The sequence below is a fragment of the Brucella sp. NBRC 12953 genome (assembly GCF_040369775.1).
GTDB classification, from domain to species: domain Bacteria; phylum Pseudomonadota; class Alphaproteobacteria; order Rhizobiales; family Rhizobiaceae; genus Brucella; species Brucella pseudogrignonensis.
In genome coordinates, this window is sequence record NZ_BAABSV010000016.1 from 49533 (window position 1) to 65560 (window position 16028).

A 16028-nucleotide genomic window follows, 5' to 3' on the forward strand; every position below is an offset into this window, starting at 1 on the left:
AGAGGTCAGCATCTGGTTGACCGCGTTGGTGCTGTATCAACTAGTTTCCCAAAGCAAAAAAATCGCAACCCGATTCTCTTTATTGCGACGGCTGGTGCAACTTCCATCCTCTGACCAGCGCGCTTTGCTGATCTGCTTGCGCCGCATATGGATCGTTCATTCGGCTTTCGTCGGGTTCGCTCGCATATATTCTTGTTGATACTGATTGGCGCTTCATTGTGGCTGATCGCCGATTGGCTTGGGCGTGTACTTATTCTTCCACGACAAGTCCCGGCCCGTCTTCTGGCGACATTGATCGGCAGGCCATTTCTTAACGCATTATGCGGAGGGCGACCGAATTATGTATTTTTGATATTAAGACTAATGTCGATCTTTTTCCTATTGAACGCTGACTTTTTGTGTATCCTGTGCCCTGTTTTCAGAAGCGAGCCTTACACAATGCCAAAACGCCTATTCTACATATGGATAGCCATTCTTGTTTTGGTGACAGGCGCACTTAACTGGTTGCTAAACCCAACACCGCCCACTTCACCCTCCATTGGTGGAGGTGGATATGATTTGTCCAAGCCAGTCTACACGTTGCTGCTCTGGGCTTTCATGATCTTATGGACATCGGTTGCCGCCGTAACCGGCATGATGAGTAAAGATACTTTTTCTGCACGGCGAGCATTTCTGCTCGCCGCTATTGGCGCATTCATGGCGATCATATTCTTTGCGATCTACGGTCAAAACATACACTGATGATTTGAGCGGTTTAAAAATTTCGGACCTGCTCTCTTAGGTCTCGGGAGAAGCGATCAATTTCTGCCTGAGCTGTTTCTCTTTTTTTCAACACCTCCGCAATCGATGTCTCGCTCTCATCAAGCATCGCAAGATATTTACCTTTCAAATCGCTGTTCTCCGGTACGGCTGCAATATTTTGGCGAATGCGATTTTGTTCATCTTGAAGAGACTGGAGCTTTTCCTCAGAACTTTGAAGTTCCCGCTCCTTTTCAACTTTCTCCCGTTGCGCTTTCGCAAGTTTGGTAAATTTGTCCGCCACATCCTTATCGGCGGCAGATGAGGACCAGCTGACAAGTGTAGCGGGATCGATATCAATTAACCCATAGCGTTCATTTTGAATTCGCTCGTCCACAGCAACGACAGACCGCTCCTGCCCCGCTTTCACAGAAGCTTTCAACCGGCGATGGGATACAGTTCTTCCACTTTCGGCATCTGAAGAGAAAGACCAGCCATCCCGACTAGGATGTTCGATGATAACTGTTCTGTCGCCATCCAGCGCACCAGAGATGCGATAAGTGGTAGTTTCACGCAGCTTTTCCGAGATGTGAGCGATGCCATCCACCACTTTTATATCGGTGATCTGTCTCGTTGGTTCCTGCTCTTGCGTTACCGTCACCTTGCGATCCGTTGCAAAGGCCGCAATTCGAGTATCATCCTTTGGAAGGCTTAAGAGCTCTGCATCTCCAACATAACCAGCCTGGCTGTCGTAAACAGTCAGTATCCCACCCGGTAAACTATTGTTGGATGAATTTTTCAGCATTATAGCGGCAATTGGGTGGACGCTGTTGTTGCCACTACGATAAATTGAAACCATCTCAGCATCAATTTGCGCATCAGCTATTGCTACTGACAAACTGTCGCCGTTTGTCAGATCGAATGTACCCGGCAGGGCGAAGCTCGCACTCGTATCATGCTCCGAGACCGCCGCAACTGCACTGTTCTGACTTCCCGCCGCAGAACTGCCGCCATAACCACTAATGGCAGGAGCCGGGACACGAGCCATATCCATCATCTGCTCATCATTCTCAAATACTGCTGCTTTTTCACTCGCAGGCATTGATCGCAGCCGGTTATTCAGGTTGCCAGTGTCCGCCTCGAACGCATTAACGGTTGCTGTATTTACAGCGACCTCCGCCCGCTCCTTCCAGTAAATCTGGTGTAAACGCTGCTTCAATGTAACAGGATCAGCAGATGTCAGGGTTAATTTAACATCTTTCCAATCTTCGCCACTCGCATTTTCTAATACAGCCCAAGCCTGCAGCCGCGCTTTACCGTCAGGTAGCGTCAGAACTCTATAGGCTGTCTTCCAGATGGGGGAAGCAACAACATAAGCTAAACGGGAATCCGTGTCCGAGAGATCACTGACGGCAATCCGAATACGACGTGAGCCATCATTTTTGCTTCGTTCGATGGACGCTGCAGCGCCCAAAATCTTAGATTTCATTTCAGCATCATCGACACTGAATGAAGTATCTTCCCCAAGTTTGATTGTCTGGATCTTCTCATCTTGATCCAACACAGTCAGCAGATAGAATTTTGCACCGTCGGCGATAGCGACAGTTTCTACGCCCAAAACTTTGCCTCTCACGGTTTTTCCATTGCTTGAGACGCTTACCGAAGTACCAGAAATTGAGGACAGCAAGCTGGAAACCGATGACAAATCTGATTGTTGAAAAGGAAGCTGCTTGAAAGTCTCGTCAAGCGGGCTTGGACCAGCGAGAGAGATATTCTTAATCTCGCCCTTTCCACCCTTAAGGACCAAGCTTTTCAGTACGTCATCAACCTGAGCAAGTGGAACCTCGATTTCTACATTACCATCACTCGAAACCACAGGCTTTCTGGATATTTCCGCAACGCCACCTGAAGACAGAGTCACAGCATCAATAGAGCTCACCTCAGACGCCAACGCCGATGTATAAAGTATAGTAACGGCTACGGACGTGAACGTAACAAGCTTGATCATTTAAATCTCCAGTTAAATGAAGGGGTTCGAGAGCCAACCGTATAACGCTTATAAGCCACTTATGGGTTTTGTGCGGTGAGATTTAGATCAGAATACAGTATTTACCGATTATTTATCACTTGAACCACCGCCTCTGGCGACAAGCTTACAACCACCATGACCTGCTTTACCACTTTGACTTTAGACGAAAATGCCGCAGTGATCTGTGCCTTCTGCCTTGATCGTACTGGACACGGCTTAAGTAGCATACACCTGCCCCTTTGCTCCCCGTCATTGACAGCAATTCCGAGTAGGCTGCCAATTTTCAAACCAATATTTGAGCTTGCGTTGATGCCGATGGCAAGCATTTGAGTATCTGACTGGCCATCTTACCCAAGGCTGCCTGACGCCGGTGGCACAAGCACAGCCCCAGCTCGGTCATGGTGGGCATTTGGCCCAATTCGATCTTTGGGTAGGATTAGTTTCCGTGTAGTCTCCGACGAGTTGAAATCCGCATCAAGCACGATTGTCGCCTGCCCGACATTGAAAGGTTCTGCGCCTGTAGCCTCAGCACTTGTGATACTGGGAGAGTTATCGGTGATCAAAGCGATAAACGCAAAAACCGCGCAAGTTAATGCGATTATGCTGCAAAATCATACCGTAGTGGAAACAAATGCGGAGCGCCTTTTCCGGTATAAACCATGCTATTATCTTATGCGCTCGGAACGCACTATTTAAAATTGATACCGCACTGAATCGGAACGCTAAGGTTTCACAACTTAAAATCGTTCAACCACAAAAACCTTACCCTATGTTGCATATATGCTACCCCAAATTGTATTGGGTTGTGTTAGCTAATTATAAATTAGCTGATTCAGGAGTACGGCATGTTGCACCGGAAATACGCCCTTCTTTCCACTTGTTCCGCGTTCGCCTTCACTGTCTTTCTTCCCACAGCGCTCTTCATTGTTCCGACCCAAGCTCTCGCTGCCTGTACTACTACAGGTAGCTCGACGGTATGCTCATCAGCCGCACCTTCGACGTGGACCGCTACTGTTGGAACAGGGCGTACAGACAATAACAAATCTGTGGAAGTACAGTCCGGCGCGCAAATTAATACAACTAATTCAAACGCTATAAGTATTGGGGATGGCGGTATTATTACCGTTCGAAACGGTGGCAGTGTTACGAATACGTCCAACCCTTCGGGGGCGGGTTTGTTCGGTACCGGGCCGAATACAATTGAGTTCGGCAGCAATGGTCAGCTTATTATTGAACAAGGTGGACAGGTCATTTCAAACGGCACGAATACTCGTGCGGAAGCCGTGAATGTTCATGGTTTTGGAAATACGATTATCAATCGTGGTCTTATTCAGGGTCAAAGCAGCGCCGCTATTTGGTTCGAAGATCAAACGATTGGCGCTAAAAATACCGTAGACAATTACGGAACGATACAAAAATTGGGCGGCGGCAGCGTGATCGGCACCAATGGCGGCGCCGGCATCAACTTTATCAACCGGACTGGCGCTCAGGTAATTGGCGATCTGAGCTTTGCAGGCGGCAACGATACACTGATTTTTGAACCAAACTCTGTCGTTACGGGTAACATCAACGGCGGCGGTGGTATTAACGACCTTATTCTTCAAGGTATTTCAGGGTCAAGCGACACACTCGCAGGCGCACTTAGAAATTTCACCACTTTGACTAAAAACGGTGACGGCCTATGGACTGTAAGCGGCAGCTTATCCGGATTTACCACTGTTACGATAAACGACGGAACGCTGGCTCTGACAGGCAACAATCTCGATTACACTGGCAATGTGATTGTTCGTCCAGATGGTGTGCTTGAAGCGCGTGCACAAAGCCTTCCAGTTAAAACCATCGCAGTGAACAACGTCAACAACGTACAGAATGATGGCCTTGTTCGCTTCACCCAGCCTGATGATGGCACTTATACCGGTCAAATAGTTGGCTCCGGCGCAGTTGAAAAGGCAGGGACAGGCGTTCTTATCTTGACACCGGCAACGGTGGCTGGAAACACTTATTCCGGCGGCACACGGATTAATGAAGGTACAATTGCTGTTTCAGCTGACAGCGCGCTTGGCAATGCGAATGGCGGCCTCACATTTGACGGCGGAGCTTTGCGTTTCGACTCGTCCTTTGATCTAGCAAACAGCCGTGCGATTGTTCTAAACGCCGGTGGCGGCACGTTCGATACCAATGGCAATACGACCAACGTCACACAAGTCATTACTGGCACAGGCGGGTTAAGCAAAACAGGCGCTGGAGTATTGAACCTTGAGAATTCCAATACATATAGTGGTACAACGACGGTAACTGGCGGTGCGCTTTATGTAAATGGCGATCAAAGCGCTGCGACTGGTCTAACAAGTGTAGAGAACGGCGCCACGATCGGTGGTGTAGGTACGATTGGTGGCAATGTTACCTTGCAAAATGGTGGCACTCTTGCGCCAGGTCGGGCTGGAGATGCACCGGAAGAACTCACAGTTAACGGTGATCTCGCTCTAAGCAGCGGCTCAATGCTTGAATATAGTTTCGGGCAGGCCAACGTGGCCGGTGGGCCTCTCAACGACCTCACCACAGTTAAGGGAAATCTGAACCTCGACGGCACAATCAACGTCGTCGCTACTCCCGGCGGATCGTTTGACCCAGGCGTTTATCGCGTTATCAGCTATGACGGCACGCTGACTGATAATGGTCTGACAATCGGAACTATCCCAGCTAGCGGTTATTACGTTCAGACAGCAGTTGCCAACCAGGTCAATCTGGTTAACACGAGTGGGTTGAACCTGACCTATTGGGATGTCTGGCCTGCATCAAATGGCGCAATCGGAAATGGTGCAGTCAATGGCGGAACCGGCACATGGCAGAGTTCAAGCTCGGGTGGAGCCAACATCAATTGGACCGAGCCAACCGGAGCGATCAATGCGCCATATCTGGATGACGCATTTGCAATTTTCATGGCAACGGCAGGAACCGTCACAGTTGACAACAGTGCAGGTGATGTTCGTGCATCAGGCATGCAGTTGGCGAGCAACGGTTATGTAATTACCGGTGATGCTATAACGCTGGTGGGTTCGCCATCATCGATCATCCGTGTGGGCGATGGTACAGCAGCTGGTGTGGGTTACACTGCTACCATCAACTCTGTTCTCACTGGAAATACCCAACTTACCAAAACTGATCTTGGCACACTTATCCTTGGAGCATCCAATACCTATGCAGGGGGCACCGCAATCAATGGCGGCGTGCTTCAGGTCGCAGAGAACAGTAATTTGGGTGATGCAGCGGGCAACGTATCTTTTAATGGCGGCACGTTGCGAACGACAGCCGACTTTATAATCGACCGGGCTACTGAACTGCAATCCGCTGGTGGCACAATCGAAACGACCAACGCAACGAAGTTAGATTACGATGGTATTGTGACCGGTGACGGCAATTTGACGAAGATCGGCACGGGCACGCTCGTATTGAATGGCAACAACACTTATGCAGGCGGAACAGCCATTAGTGCAGGGGTTGTTCAGATCGCGTCTGACGCAAATCTGGGATCGGCATCTGGTCAACTTAGCATTGATGGAGGCACACTTCATTCAACTGCTGACATCTCAATGAATCGCTCCACGACCATCGGTGCTGGTAATGCGACGATTGAAACGGATACAGGTACGACACTCACACAGCAGGGAAGTATTGCCGGAACCGGGTCACTGATCAAAACGGGCGAAGGTGCGCTTGTTCTCACTGGCACAGGAGCCTACTCAGGTGGCACCACTATTGCATCGGGGTTACTTCAGCTCGGCGATGGAGGGACGTCAGGGTCAATCGTTGGCGACATAGCCAATAGCGGTACTTTGGCATTCAACAGATCTGACGCACTTAGCCTTGACAGTGCAATTTCCGGCGCGGGTAATGTCCGTCAGATCGGTACCGGTGTAACAGTTCTCAACAAGCAGAGCACTTATACTGGTGCGACCTCTGTCGAAGCTGGGACACTCGCAGCAGGTGCAACGAACATTTTTAGTTCCAATTCGGATTTTGAAGTCGCACAAACGGGAACTCTGGCTCTTAATAACTTTAATCAGTCACTTAAAACATTGAACAACTCCGGAATCGTTGATCTTGGCCCGAACCCAGGTACGATGCTGACCGTCACCGGCAACTATACCGCGAATGGCGGTACGGTTCTAATCGGAACGGTGCTCGGCAACGACAGTTCAATCACCGATCGGCTTTTGATTGGTGGTAATACAAGCGGAAGCGGTGTTCTTTCAGTCAAGAATGTCGGCGGAAGTGGTGCTCAGACTGTTGAAGGTATCAAAATCGTCGATATTACTGGTGCATCTAACGCCACGTTCACGCTACTTGGTGATTATCAATTCCAGGGAGCGCCTGCTGTAGTTGGTGGTGCTTATGCTTATCAGCTCTACAAAAACGGAAAATCTGACCCGAATGACGGCGACTGGTATCTGCGTTCTACGATCAAAGATCCAACGGGTGGTGGTGGAATAACCGGCGGAGGCGACGGTGATGATGGCGAAGAAGTCCCGCTATATCAGCCTGGTGTTCCGAGTTATGAAGCCTATCCGCAGCTTCTTCTAGGTCTAAACGGCTTACCAACAATGCAACAGCGTGTAGGTAACCGGTACTGGAGTAATGCCGGGAATATTATGCTTGCAGAAGGTGCTGACCCGGTTGGTTCTCCCTATGCTCCAGCAAAAGAGGCTGGCTCTCTGATTGAGGGGAATGGAGTATGGGGGCGCATTGAAGGTGCTCGTACAAATTCCGACCCGCGTTTCTCAACTTCCGGAACGGACTACAGCTTCAACACACTCAAACTGCAAGCCGGACTTGACGGCATGTTGGCCGAAACAGAAAGCGGCAAGTTGATTGGCGGCATAAGTGTCCATTATGCCCATGGTAAAGCAAAGACAAGCTCACTCTATGGCAATGGCGATATCTCGACAGATGGCTATGGTTTTGGCGGAACCCTCACCTGGTATGGCGATAACGGCTTCTATCTTGATGGTCAGGCACAGGTAACATGGTATGATAGCGATCTGACGTCTAATCTCGCTCATATGGGATTGGTGGAAAGCAATAACGGCTTTGGCTATGCCTTCTCTGCGGAAAGCGGTAAGCGCATTTCGATTGATCAGAGTTGGTCCGTAACACCGCAGGCTCAGCTCACTTATTCGAATGTAAATTTCGACAGCTTTAACGATGTTTTCAACGCCCGCGTTAGTCTCGACCGCGGAGAGAGCCTCCAAGGCAGGATTGGTCTATCTGTTGAGCGTCAGAACTCTTGGTACAATGCCAATGGTCTTATCGATAGAACCTATCTCTACGGTATAGCAAACCTCTACTATGAGTTCCTGGAAGGGACAAAGGTTGATGTTTCCGGCACGAGTTTTGCCAGCCAGAACGAACGTCTATGGGGCGGAATCGGTTTAGGTGGCAGCTACAACTGGAACAGTGATAAATATTCGATCTATGGCGAAGGTTCGATCAATACCAGCCTCCAGAGCTTTGCCGACAGTTACAGCTACAAGGGCACTCTGGGCTTCCGCGTTCGCTTTTAAACTTTAGTGAGTAATAAAACCCCATCCGTAATGACATAAATTACGGATGGGCTTTTTGAACAAGAGCATCTAAAAATAGTTGTTTGTAGATACTATGGTCATCTCCAGCTTAATTCAGTTCTGCGACTCTCTTTTTATAATACGCATACCATTCGAATATTGCGTGTAACCTGGTTCATTTCCTCTTGGCGCAACAACGCGAGGCTGCTCGGGTCGCTGAACCTGTTCCGGTCGTTGAATTGGTCTTTGCACAGGAGGCCGGGCATAATCATCTCGACGCTCGGGCCTTGGGCGACCTGAATCATTTCGCCATCTATCTGAGCGGTAGTAGCGACGATCACGATAATATCGTGAATCATATCTCGGGTTATTACGGTAAGTAATGGCTGATCCCGAGTAGTACCCACCGTACGAAGGGCCGTAATCTCTATAGCCATCGTATGAGTATGACTCACTTACGCAGCCGGCCAATGTGAATGATAGCACCATAACGGTGCCAATAGACGTAAAAGCTTTAATAATGGCCATAACTTGCTAGCCTCATTTTGTGAACATTTCGGAATTAACAATCGGCCTTCAATCGATAAAGAGCAAGTCACGAAGTTCATAGAGCTTGTTATGGTCTGAGATTAAAAGCTCTGGGTGGACATCTATCGACGAACGAGACTAGCCCCAAAACCACGCTAGGCTAGGAGTTTTGCCGCATTCGAGAGGCAAGGAGCTTAATACCGTCGGCGATGCGATTGATGGGAATGGAAGAATACGCGATACGGAAATAGCGACACGGCCTGTCATCGCTCCAGAAGAATGGCGCACCGGACTCGATGAGCACACCGTCCTCGCGCAGATCGCGTGCCAGTTTGTCGGCATCCATGCCTTCTGGGCCTTCTATCCAGAAGGCAGTCCCGCCAAAACCCGATTTACCTGCGATCTTCAAACCTTCACTTTCAAGCGCGTCGATCATAACTATATGGCGTTTGTGATACTCAATGCGCATCCGATGAATGACCGCATCGTAATGGCCAAGTGCGAGGAAATAAGCAGCAGTTCGCTGCAAATGGCCCGGGGGATGCCGCAACATCAGCGCACGCAAAGCTCTTGCTTCACGAATAACGGGCGCTGGTGCCACAAGATATCCGAGCCGTAAGCCCGGAAACAATGATTTTGAAAAGCTTCCTACATAAAGTACACGGCCATATCGATCGAGCGATTTCAGTGCGGGTGTCGGAGGTTGAAGAAAGCTCATCTCGAATTCATAATCGTCCTCGACTATGACGAAATCACGTTCTGCGGCTGCTTCCAGAAGAGAAATGCGCCTTGCTCGCGGCATTGTCGCAGCGGTTGGCGACTGATGGCTCGGCGTTACAAAGACTGCATCGATACCATTCGGAAGCAATTCCGGTGGCAAGCCACCTTCATCAACATCGAGTGCAGTTACATGAGCTCCGGTCAAATGAAGTGTCGCACTTATATCAGGATGCCCTGGATTTTCACAGACGACATGCGAACGATTTGTCAAAAGCAGATGACTGATAATCCAAAGTGCATTTTGCGCACCAACCGTAACCAATATTTCATCGGGCTCTGCACGGATACCTCGGCTCGGTAGAGTACGGGACCTGATGTAGTTAACAAGTTCCACGTCGTCAGCAGCTGCAAAGTCGCCAGCCATAAGGATGAAATCCTCGCGCGCCAAAGCCCGACGAGCGCAATCGCGCCAAGCAGCCAGATCAAATAATGTCTGGTCCATCTGCCCGTAAAGAAAAGGGTAACGATAGCGTCGCCAATCCAGAGGCTTTCGAATTGTCTTCGCTATATTGAAACCGGGCCGCAGCTTGGAGGACCAATCTACCGCTGTATTTGGCGTCTGCAAAAAATCTTCATCCGGGCGACTGATCGGAGGTGCTATAGCTACGTGATAAGCGCTCCTCGAATGCACTTCAAGATAGCCCTGCGAAACAAGCTCCTGATAAGCCAATGTAACCGTAAGTCGCGATATTTTCAGATAATCTGCAAGTCCTCGCGTCGACGGCATACGCGCTCCAGGCAAGATAGCACCGGAAAGAATAGCGGATACTGTTGTTTCCCGAATTTGAGACTGTAATCCGGTACTTCGAAAGCCATCAATGAAGAAAATCGTCGGCGAGACAGAACCCAAGGCCTCACTCCATTAGTAAATCAGCAAATATACTGAGAATCACGTCGCTCTTCAGCGTCTTGTTCCAACTCATCAATAGTGTTTCTTCTTTCTATTTCTCCCAATAAAAAATTTTGGATTGTAAAGTGCATTCTAGCCGGGATTTCATGATGAAGGAATCTCAGTCAGCAATCTGGACTTATTGACTATTCCAACTGGATATAAGTCAAAATTGCTGACATGGCTATCGTTTGTGTGCGGAACTGAAGATTGGCGGAAAACGCCAGCAGTCATGACAAAGTCAGGCATGGTTCTTAAAATGGAAGGGGAACTCCATGAATTATTTTACTAACATAAAACGGGTGGTATTATTTTCAGCTGTTGCTGCGTTTTCAACAACTGCAGCCTATGCTGAAACCACGGTTGTGGTCGGCTATCAGCAAATCGTCGGACCATTTCTCACTGCAATTGCAGACGGGAAGTTTGACGCGGCGGCCAAAGAAGCTGGATATAAGATCGACTGGCGACAATTTGCTTCGGGCGGCGATATTTCTACCGCACTTGCGTCCGGCAACGTGCCAATAGGCGTGATCGGTTCAACGGGTATCGCGGCAGCATCGACACGCGGTGTCGAGCTGGAGCTTTTCTGGATTCTCGACAATATCGGTAAATCGGAAGCACTTGTCGCGCGCGAAGGCTCCGGCATTGAAAAGCCGGAAGACTTGAAGGGTAAGAAGATCGGTGTACCATTCGTCTCCACCTCGCATTTTCATCTCCTCGTTGGCATGAGCGATATCTGGAAGATCAATCCGCGTGATGCAGAAATTCTGAACATGACACCGCCGCAGATTGTTGCTGCATGGCAGCGCGGCGATATCGATGCGGCATATGTCTGGCCGCCTGCACTGTCCGAAATTCTTAAAACCGGCAAGGAAATCGCCAATTCCGAACAAGTAGGCGAGAAAAGCGTACCCACTTTTGACGGACTTGTGGTGGACAAAAACTTCGCCAGTGAAAACCCTAAGTTCATGACCGCCTTCACGACAGTGCTGAAGGATGCTTATGCGGACTATAAGGCCAATGGCAACCAATGGACGGCAGATTCCGCGCAGGTCAAAGGTATGGTCAAACTAATCGGTGGCAATGCTGCTGACATACCAGACGCACTCAAACTGTTGTCTTTCCCGACAGCGGAGGAACAGGCTTCTCCGACCTGGCTCGGTGGAGGCAAAGAAAGCGGTGCGCTGAAGTCCATCACTCAGAGTGCGAAATTTCTTGTTGATCAGAAACAACTAGACAAAGCGCTGGATGATTATAGCGGCAATGTAAATGGCAGTTTTGCCGAAGCCGCCGCAAAGTAATTACGTGAAGTAATTCAAGCGACTCCGCCAGCGACGGCTGCTTGACTCCGTCGTTGAACTGAGCTGGTTCCGCGCAACTTTGCAAATTCAAATTTGCAGTTGATCCGTATTGCCGGGACCACTCCTTCGTTCCCAAAAGGCGACGTTATGGAAACCTTGAACGTATCGAATGTCAGTTTGACCTACCCGGGTCTGTATGTGGAAGAAGCCGTGATTGCACTCAAGGGCGTCAATCTACAGATCGACAGCGGCGATTTTGTCGTAGCACTTGGCGCGTCTGGTTGTGGAAAAACCACTCTGCTCAATCTGATGGCTGGGTTTATGATCCCCTCAGCGGGAGAGATCACTCTAGGCGGACGGCTTGTTCGCGGGCCAGGCGCAGACAGAGGGGTTGTCTTTCAAAAGCACGCACTTCTCCCCTGGCTCAATGTGGTCGATAATACGGAGTTTGGGCTTAAGCTTCAGGGTGTACCTAAAGCGGAGCGCCGCGAGCGCGCTGCCAAAAACCTAGCACTGGTCGGCCTGCAAGAGTTTCACAACCACAAGATCTATCAACTGTCAGGCGGGATGCAGCAACGTGTTGGTATTGCTCGCGCTCTCACTTGCGATCCTGCCATGCTGCTTATGGATGAGCCGATGGCAGCACTGGATGCTCTTACTCGTGAGACCATCCAGGAACTACTTTTGCGGGTATGGCAAGTTACCAATAAAATGTTCTTCTTTATCACTCACAGCGTCGAAGAAGCTTTGTTTCTTGGTTCGCGGCTCATTGTCATGTCGCCGCGCCCGGGACGGATCACTCACACTTACGATCTGGACTTTAACCGGCGCTTTCTGGAATGCGGTGACGCGCGCGCCGTTAAATCCAGTCCCGACTTTATCAAGATGCGTGAGACAATTCTGGGGATTATCTATGGCGATGAACGTGCATCAGGAAACCCGGAACTGGCCCATGCTTGAGTTTTTTACTCGGGCACGGCCAGTCAAGCCCGGTAAAGTCTACGGCGCTCCGGGTGACGGAAACAGTGGCTTCATCAGTTTGGTTACAGCACTCCTGTTGCTGGGAGTCTGGTTCCTCGTGACGGGCATGGGTTGGGTGAAACCGCTTTTTTTACCTTCTCCCTTCGCAGTCTATGATAAATTTGTGATTGCCATGACCGATGGTGTGGCGAACTCGACATTGGTGGAACATACGCTTGCCAGTTTAGGGCGTGTGCTTGGCGCTTTTGCCATCGCTTGTGTGACTGCAATCCCGATCGGTATCATGATGGGGATGAGCAGCTTCTGCCGCGGGGTACTTGACCCGATTATTGAATTCTATCGCCCGCTTCCACCGCTTGCCTACTTGCCGCTGATCATCATATGGCTGGGCATCGGTGAATTCCCGAAGGTGTTTCTCATCTTCCTTGCGATCTTCGCTCCAATGGCGATTGCAGCAAGAGCAGGCGTTCGCTCTGTCTCCACTGAACAGATCCACGCGGCTTACGCCATGGGTGCATCGAGAACGCAGGTAATAACGCAAGTCATCATGAAAGCCGCACTACCGGAAATCTTCACAGGTATGCGGATCGGCATTGGTGTGGGTTGGACGACGCTGGTCGCAGCAGAAATGGTAGCAGCCCATCGCGGACTTGGCTTCATGGTGCTCAATGCAGCTCAATTTCTTGCCAGTGATACCGTCATCATGGGTATCATCGTCATAGGTGTGTTCGCTTTCGCCTTCGATCTTCTCATCCGCTATATGGAGAAGGTTCTCATTCCTTGGAAGGGTAAAGTTTAATGGCAACAGACGCCGTTTAACCCGACCACCTACCCCCAAACTTTTACGATAATCGCGCGGCGATCCTGTCGCGCCACGGGAAAGCTGTACGCATTTTCCGAACAGATAGCAGATTGATCAAGGAGCATTAGAATGTCCGCTGGGCACCTCACAGAAAAGCAATTTTCCGACCTGTTCGACGCCTTTAACCGACATGACATCGACGCGATCATGCCATTTTTTGCTGAGGATTGCGTGTTCTATACCGTTGGTGGTGAGGAAATTTATGGCACCCGGCTCGAAGGCAAAGAGGCAATCGCCAAGGCGTTTTCCGGTGTCTGGGCCACAATGTCGGATGCCAGCTGGGACGGTCATCGGCACTTCGTGAGCGGAGATCGCGCCGTTTCCGAGTGGACGTTTCGCGGCACTGATGCAAACGGTGCGCGCATTGAGGCAGAAGGTTGCGATCTCTTTACGCAGCGGGGCGGCAAGATCGTCCGCAAACAGGCATTCCGCAAAAACCGGCCTTTGCTGACTGCATAGGCCTCACCTGTGCCAGTCGGTGATTTGGAGGACCGACACATGAATACTCACACGCTCAATAAACGTTCCGACAAGCAGCCATTCGACCCTGCTTATGATCCGGTGGTCGCGAAGACACCCGGTCAAGGCAGAGACTACGCACCGACTTATTGGATCGGCACAGCTGGACCGACACCAGAAGATGACGGCCCCATTCACGGCGATGTCGACGCTGATGTCGTCATTGTTGGTTCCGGATATACAGGATTGTCAGCTGCTATTCATCTCGCCCGCGATCATGGCATTAAAGCAGTGGTGCTGGAGGCCAACGGGGTTGCGTGGGGGTGCAGTACCCGCAATGGAGGTCAGGCTCAAATCTCTGCGGGACGGCTTAAACGCTCGCAATGGATTGAGCGTTGGGGCGTGGACGTCGCTAAAAAACTTCACAAGGAAATTGCAGAAGGTTTCGATCTCTTCCGCGCACTTATTGCCGAACCAGAGATTGACTGTGATCCGCAAGACGGCGGACATCTATATATTGCGCATCGCGACAAGGTCATCCCTTCGCTGGACAAAGAATCCCGCTTACTCAATGAAGTATTTGGCTATCGCACCCGCATGGTCAGCCGTGATCAAATTCACAGCGACTTCATCCGCGATCAGGAAGCGTGTGGCGCCATGTATGAGCCAGATGGCATTGGTGTACATGCAGCCAAGCTTGCTTTCGGCTATCTACAACTTGCGCGCAAACTCGGCGCAAAAGTGCATGTGGCAAGCCCGGTGCTGAGCTGCCGCAAAAATGGAAATATTTTTCATCTCCAGACTCCGAACGGAACTGTAAAGGCGAGGCAGGTTTGTTTCGCGACAGCTGGCTATACGTCGCCTGAGCTCCATCCGTGTACGCGCCATCGGCTTATGCCGATACTATCAAATTCAGTGGTAACCCGCCCACTGACGGCCGAAGAAATCGAAGCCTGTGGCCCGAAGACCGGAATCCCACTGACTGATACCCGAACACTTCGCCACTATTATCGCTTCTTGCCAGATGGGCGAATGCAGATTGGCAGTCGCAGTGCGATTACGGGGGCAGATGCGTCGAACCCCCGGCATTATGACTTGCTGCTCGCAGGTCTCTACCGGAAGTTCCCAATATTGGCAGGCATTAAAGTCGATTATTCCTGGTGGGGTTGGGTTGATGTCAGTCATGACATGATGCCTCGCATCTTCCGCCCTGATCCAACGCAGGAAATTTATTACGCCATGGGCTACGGCGGTAATGGCGTGATGTATTCTGCGCAGGCGGGACGTCGAGTTGCACAATTGATGGCCGGTCGCGGACAGGGACTGGACCTACCGATTTTCACATCAGAACTACCGAGCTACGGCATGTTGACGCCATTCCGGCGCATAGGTCAGCGCGCCATGTACCGCTGGTATGCCCTGAAAGACGAAATTCTCTGAATAAAAGCGAAAGGTATGCGCCATGAAGATGACGACGGAAGAAGCATTCGTAAAGGTCTTGCAAATGCATGGAATTGAACATGCATTTGGGATTATCGGCTCTGCGATGATGCCGGTTTCCGACCTGTTTCCCAAGGCGGGCATTGCCTTCTGGGATTGCGCGCACGAGACCAATGCGGCCCTGATCTGCGACGGCTATACGCGCGTGACAGGCAAGATGGGCATGGCTATTGCCCAAAATGGGCCAGGTGTGACTGGCTTTGTGACCGCGATCAAAACTGCCTATTGGAACCACACACCAATGCTGCTGGTAACGCCGCAAGCTGCCAACAGGACCATTGGTCAGGGCGGCTTCCAGGAAGTGGAACAGATGGCATTGTTCGAGGATATGGTCTGCTATCAGGAAGAGGTCCGCGATCCATCCCGTATCCCGGAAGTGCTCAACCGTGTCATCGAGAAG

The 16028-nt window shown here is 50.4% G+C and carries 10 protein-coding genes; 8 read left to right on the forward strand and 2 right to left on the reverse strand.

The genetic code is table 11. The features are described 5' to 3' along the window. Positions 1–132 precede the first annotated feature (132 nt). A complete protein-coding gene (locus ABWV94_RS23380) occupies positions 133–741 on the forward strand; it encodes an iron chelate uptake ABC transporter family permease subunit (protein WP_502905218.1) in 609 nt (202 codons plus the stop codon). 13 nt (positions 742–754) lie between these two features. On the opposite strand, the gene ABWV94_RS23190 is transcribed toward ABWV94_RS23380, so the two are convergent. Continuing rightward, entirely contained in the window at positions 755–2746 is a 1992-nt protein-coding gene (locus ABWV94_RS23190) for a DUF4139 domain-containing protein (RefSeq protein ID WP_353415526.1), read from the reverse strand. Between the two features lie 1196 nt (positions 2747–3942). On the opposite strand from ABWV94_RS23190, the gene ABWV94_RS23195 reads away from it, so the two are divergent. Beyond that, a complete protein-coding gene (locus ABWV94_RS23195; RefSeq protein ID WP_353415527.1) occupies positions 3943–8328 on the forward strand; it encodes an autotransporter outer membrane beta-barrel domain-containing protein in 4386 nt (1461 codons plus the stop codon). A gap of 688 nt (positions 8329–9016) precedes the next feature. On the opposite strand, the gene pdxR is transcribed toward ABWV94_RS23195, so the two are convergent. Further along, on the reverse strand, positions 9017–10486 hold the full coding sequence (gene pdxR / locus ABWV94_RS23200) for a MocR-like pyridoxine biosynthesis transcription factor PdxR (RefSeq protein WP_312472947.1): 1470 nt from the start codon (positions 10484–10486) through the stop codon (positions 9017–9019). A gap of 314 nt (positions 10487–10800) precedes the next feature. Between pdxR and tauA the strand changes: the two genes are divergently transcribed. The 6 genes from tauA to ABWV94_RS23230 all read left to right on the forward strand — a co-directional run. After that, a complete protein-coding gene (gene tauA, locus ABWV94_RS23205; RefSeq protein WP_113498148.1) occupies positions 10801–11826 on the forward strand; it encodes a taurine ABC transporter substrate-binding protein in 1026 nt (341 codons plus the stop codon). A 147-nt stretch (positions 11827–11973) separates the two neighbouring features. Continuing rightward, a complete protein-coding gene (locus ABWV94_RS23210; protein ID WP_113498147.1) occupies positions 11974–12786 on the forward strand; it encodes a taurine ABC transporter ATP-binding protein in 813 nt (270 codons plus the stop codon). Then, positions 12779–13606 (forward strand): ABC transporter permease subunit, encoded by an 828-nt coding sequence (locus ABWV94_RS23215; protein ID WP_113490786.1) that lies wholly within the window; start codon positions 12779–12781, stop codon positions 13604–13606. The genes ABWV94_RS23210 and ABWV94_RS23215 overlap by 8 nt, the downstream gene beginning before the upstream one ends. Positions 13607–13738: 132 nt before the next feature. After that, complete coding sequence (locus tag ABWV94_RS23220; RefSeq protein ID WP_113498146.1) at positions 13739–14128, forward strand: nuclear transport factor 2 family protein; 390 nt, start codon at positions 13739–13741, stop codon at positions 14126–14128. Between the two features lie 39 nt (positions 14129–14167). Further along, positions 14168–15568, forward strand: coding sequence for an NAD(P)/FAD-dependent oxidoreductase (locus tag ABWV94_RS23225; protein ID WP_353415528.1), 1401 nt, complete (start codon positions 14168–14170; stop codon positions 15566–15568). Positions 15569–15590: 22 nt separating this feature from the next. After that, positions 15591–16028: thiamine pyrophosphate-binding protein (locus tag ABWV94_RS23230; RefSeq protein WP_353415529.1), on the forward strand; the 438-nt coding region annotated here is incomplete at its 3' end.